Origin of the sequence: Synechococcus sp. R3-13, from assembly GCF_047462195.1 — a bacterium.
Classification (GTDB): domain Bacteria; phylum Cyanobacteriota; class Cyanobacteriia; order Thermostichales; family Thermostichaceae; genus Thermostichus.
On sequence record NZ_JANSIO010000514.1, the window covers coordinates 1 to 4952 of the forward strand.

Below are 4952 nucleotides of genomic sequence, written 5' to 3' on the forward strand. Positions count from 1 at the left end.
ATGATGTCCCGCAGCTTTCTGGCCGTTTTTGGAGCACCATGCTGGCGCTGATAGGCAATCGCTTGGTTGTAGCAGTACCGGCACGCCGCTTGCCACCGCTTCCAAACTTTAGCCAGCGCTGGCTCCGGATAAATCCGTATCTTTCTCGATTGCAGCCCGATATTTTCTGAGTCCGTAGAGCCGACTGCTGAAGCAGTGCAGGATGGTGAGGATATCCTCAACCAGTTCCTGTTGGGGAGAAAGGTGATCGTCATCGAGAACCAAGATTTCGCATCCGTATTGACGGCAGTACCACTCAACGAACTCAAATCCAAACCGGCAGAGTCGATCCCTGTGAGCGACCACAATCGTTCCGATATCTCCTGCGCGGACTCGTTCCAATAAGGCAAGGAACTTTGGTCTTTTGAAGTCGAGACCGCCGCCAATCTCTCCGACCACTTCGGCTCCAGGATAGAGGCTAACCAGCCTTGCAATCTGTCTCTCCAAGTCTGGCTTCTGCCCTCGGCTGCTGACTCGGGCGTACAAAACGACTCGTTTGACTTTTCTTGGCGTTTTGATGTAGCTGTCGAGGTCATACCTTCTCGCCCTACCGGATGGTGTGCGTATTGCCTTGATCCAACCTTTCTGTTCCCATCGCCTCAAAGTGTGGAGACATACCCCGAAATAGTCCGCCGCTTCTCTCGGTTTCACATACCTAGCCATACTAAGCAGCCATGCTGAACATACTATACGTTATTTCCAGTATAGTCCAGCATATCATTGACTAGAGTCATACTCTCCCCTCTTCCTTGGGGAAAGGGGCCGGGGGTGAGGGATCCCCGCCAACCCCCACAGGCCACAGAGCCTCTGGCGGCAAATGGATCCACACCGTCTGCCCCGGCGCAAACACTTGGTGGGGAGCCACCCAAGCCTGCAGACTGCCCCAAGGGGCTTGCAAGGTCAGCCGTCGCTGGGTGCCCGCAAAGCGTTCCGCCATCACCTGGGCCAAGAAAACATTGTCGGCCAAGCCGGGCGGATGGGGAAACACCTGCACCTGTTCCGGGCGCACCGTCAGCCGCACCTGACCTTGGAGTGGCGCGGCGCTTTTCAAGAGGATCCCGTTGTTGAGGCGAAGCTGGTGACCCTCCGCCTGCGCATCGAAAAAATTGACCCCGCCAAAAAAGCGGGCAATGCGCTCGGAGCGCGGCTGCTGATAGAACTCCACAGGGGATCCCACCTGGTGTAGCTGCCCCTCAAACATCAGGCCGATGCGTTGGGCCATGGCTGTGGCTTCTGCTTGATTGTGGGTAACCAGCACCGTCGTCACCCCTGTTTCCGCCTGCAGCTCCAGGATGAGGGCCTGCATCTCTTGGCGCAGGTTGGCATCCAGGGCCGATAAAGGTTCATCCAACAGCAGCACCTTGGGCCGAATCACCAAAGCCCGCGCCAGGGCCACCCGCTGCGCTTGTCCGCCAGAGAGCTGGCTGGGCCGACGCTGAGCAAACCCGGCCAATTGTACCCGCTCCAACATGCGCCAGGCGGCAGCCTCCCGCTCTGCCCGGGGAATACCCCGCATTTTCAGGCCAAAAGCGACATTCTCCCCCACGCTCAGGTGGGGAAACAGGCGGCTGTGTTGGGACAGCAAAGTCACGCCGCGCCGTTCCGGCGGCAGAGGGTTGAGGGGGATCCCGTCCAGCCAGATTTCCCCCGGATAGGGCAAGGGATCCGGCTCCAGCAGGCCGGCGATGAGATTGAGGGTGGTGGACTTGCCGCAGCCCGACGGCCCCAGCAGGGCGAAGATCTCCCCTGCCTCCACGCTCAAAGACAAATCCCTGAGGACAGGGATCCCTCTCTTGTGGAAGCGCTTGCTGAGGTGGCGGAGAACAAGGTGGCCCATGCTTGAGTTACCGGTCAACCTCCCAAGGAGCTCTCAAGCTCTCCCAAGTTAGAACACCCAAATTAGAACAGAAAATACCGCTGCGCCATGGGCAGCACCTCTGCCGGCTCGCAGGTGAGCAATTCTCCATCGGCCCGCACTTCATAGGTCTCCGGGTTCACCTCAATGTGGGGAGTGGCGGTATTGAGTTTCAAATCCGCTTTGCCGATCTCGCGGCAATTTTTGACCGCTACGGCCCGGCGCTGGATCCCCAATTTCTCGGGGATCCCCAAGTCTAGGGCAGCCTGGGAGACAAAGAGGAGGCTGGTCTCGGTCAAGGCGCGGCCAAAGCTGCCGAACATGGGGCGAGGGTACACCGGCTGCGGGGTTGGAATGGAAGCATTGGGATCCCCCATTTGGGCGTAGGCAATCAGGCCCCCCTTCAGGACAATTTCCGGCTTAACCCCAAAAAAGGCCGGCTTCCACAGACACAGATCCGCCAGCTTTCCCACCTCCACCGACCCGATGACGTGGCTGAGTCCTTGGGCGATGGCGGGGCAGATGGTGTACTTAGCCACGTAACGCTTGGCCCGGAAGTTGTCGTTGCGGCTGCTGTCCTGCGGCAGAGGCCCCCGCTGCACCTTCATCTTGTGAGCCGTCTGCCAAGTGCGGATGATCACCTCCCCCACCCGGCCCATGGCCTGCGAGTCGGAAGAGATGATGCTGAACACCCCCATGTCATGCAAGATGTCTTCGGCGGCAATGGTTTGGGGGCGAATGCGGCTTTCGGCAAAAGCAATATCCTCCGGCACATTCTTGCTCAGGTGGTGACACACCATCAGCATGTCCAGGTGTTCTTCGATGGTGTTGCGGGTAAAGGGGCGGGTGGGATTGGTGGAGCTGGGCAGCACGTTGGGCTCGGAGGCAATGCGGATGATGTCGGGGGCATGCCCACCCCCGGCCCCTTCGGTGTGGAAGGTGTGAATGGTGCGGCCATTGATGGCGGCGATGGTATCTTCCACAAAAGCCGATTCGTTTAAAGTATCGGTGTGGATGAGGGTTTGGATGTCGTACTCATCCGAGACTTGCAGGCAGCTGTCGATCACCGCCGGCGTGGATCCCCAATCTTCGTGGATCTTGAGTCCGCAGGCCCCTGCCTCCACCTGTTCCCGCAGAGCTGCGGGAAAAGCCGCGTTTCCCTTGCCAAAGAAGCCCAAATTGACGGGGAACCCCTCCGCCGCCTGCAACATCTTGCCCAAGTTCCAAGCTCCAGGGGTGCAGGTGGTGGCGTTGCTGCCTGTGGCCGGCCCGGTTCCGCCCCCCAAAAGGGTGGTCACTCCCGAAGCGATAGCAAACTCGCACAACTGCGGACAGATGAAATGCACATGGGCATCGATCCCGCCCGCTGTCAGGATCAGGTTTTCCCCGGCAATCACCTCAGTGCTGGGGCCAACCACCATGCCCGGCGTCACCCCCGCTTGGATGTTGGGGTTGCCGGCTTTGCCAATGCCGACAATGTAGCCATCGCGAATGCCCACATCCGCCTTGACAATGCCCCACCAGTCCAGGATCAGGGCGTTGGTGATCACCAGATCCAAGGCCCCGTTGGCGCGGGTGGCCGTCGGCGATTGCCCCATGCCATCGCGGATGGTTTTGCCGCCCCCAAACTTAATCTCCTCGCCGTAGGTGGTGAAATCCTCCTCCACCTCGATGATCAGTTCGGTATCCGCCAGGCGCACCCGATCCCCTACGGTGGGGCCGTAGTTGCTGACGTATTGGCGACGGGGAATCTCTAGGGTCATAGGGTGGTATCTGCAAAAGGGCTGCCAGGGTTTTACCACACATCCCCACCCAGGGGATCCCTTGCTGCTTGTTGTCTGGTTTCAACCCTTCATTAGAACCCATTGGGTCGACTGAAAATTCGTTACATATATTTACATCTATGATCGAAAAAACAATTGCCAATCGACTCCAGCCTCGATGGGACAAGGGATCCCTCGTTTAATTATTGTGAAGCAACTGAGGGCTCACAAACCCTGACCTATAATGCCAGGTAAGTCCTGCCCTGGGGGAATCTTCTGCCAAGGGGTAGGGATGCTTCGTTCCTTGTCGCAAGAGAGGAGTTCTTGATGACAACTACGCCAAAGGAGCGAGAGCCGAAGGTCAAGGTGTCGGTTGATGTGGATCCGGTTCCCACCTCATTTGAGAAATGGGCCAAGCCGGGGCACTTCGACCGCAGCCTATCCCGTGGCCCCAAGACCACGACCTGGATCTGGAACCTCCATGCTCTTGCTCATGACTTCGACAGTCACACCAGCGACTTAGAAGACGTCTCTCGTAAGATCTTTTCCGCTCACTTCGGCCACTTGGCGGTGGTTTTCGTCTGGCTGAGCGGCATGTACTACCACGGAGCTCAGTTCTCCAACTATTCCGCTTGGCTGGCGGATCCGATCAACGTCAAGCCCAGCGCCCAAGTGGTCTGGCCCATCTTCGGCCAAGAGATCCTGAATGGGGATGTGGGTGGCGGCTTCGAAGGGATCCGCATTACTTCTGGTCTATTTCACCTCTGGCGAGCTGCCGGCATCACCAATGAGTTTCAACTCCTCTGCACCGCCATCGGTGGCTTGGTGATGGCCGGGTTGTGCCTGTTCGCCGGCTGGTTCCACTACCACAAGCGGGCTCCCAAGCTGGAGTGGTTCCAAAATGTGGAATCGATGCTCAACCACCACCTAGCGGGCCTGCTGGGGCTGGGTTCTTTGGCCTGGGCCGGTCACCAAATCCACGTGGCCATTCCCATCAACAAGATGTTGGATGCGGGCGTGCCGGCTGACCAGGTGCCCTTGCCCCACGAGTTCATCCTCAACCCGGCCCTGATGAAGGAGATGTTCCCCAGCGTGGATTGGGGCATCTTCAGCGGGGTGGTGCCCTTCTTTACCTTGGATTGGGGCAAGTACGCGGAGTTTCTCACCTTCAAGGGTGGCCTGGATCCGCAAACGGGCGCCCTCTGGCTAACCGACCAAGCCCACCACCACTTGGCCATTGCCGTGCTCTTCATCGTGGCCGGGCACATGTACCGCACCAACTGGGGCATTGGCCA

4 protein-coding genes and 1 pseudogene are annotated in these 4952 nt (G+C 58.8%); 1 reads left to right on the top strand and 4 read right to left on the bottom strand.

Annotated elements, in window-relative coordinates; translation table 11 throughout:
- From NW856_RS14125 to ureC, 4 genes are all read right to left on the bottom strand, one after another.
- Positions 1-161, bottom strand: a 161-nt coding sequence (locus tag NW856_RS14125) for a helix-turn-helix domain-containing protein (RefSeq protein ID WP_414400759.1), incomplete at its 3' end; no start/stop codon positions are given.
- Positions 109-702, bottom strand: coding sequence for an IS607 family transposase (locus NW856_RS14130; protein ID WP_414400756.1), 594 nt, complete (start codon positions 700-702; stop codon positions 109-111). The genes NW856_RS14130 and NW856_RS14125, both read right to left, overlap by 53 nt.
- Before the next feature lie 67 nt (positions 703-769).
- Positions 770-1876 carry an ABC transporter ATP-binding protein gene (locus NW856_RS14135; RefSeq protein ID WP_414400757.1) on the bottom strand — a complete coding sequence of 369 codons (1107 nt, stop codon included), beginning with the start codon at positions 1874-1876 and terminating at the stop codon, positions 770-772.
- A gap of 62 nt (positions 1877-1938) precedes the next feature.
- Positions 1939-3657, bottom strand: coding sequence for an urease subunit alpha (gene ureC / locus NW856_RS14140; protein WP_414351194.1), 1719 nt, complete (start codon positions 3655-3657; stop codon positions 1939-1941).
- 327 nt (positions 3658-3984) lie between these two features.
- On the opposite strand from ureC, the pseudogene psaA reads away from it, so the two are divergent.
- Positions 3985-4952 (top strand): annotated as a pseudogene (gene psaA / locus NW856_RS14145) (photosystem I core protein PsaA); the annotation flags it as partial.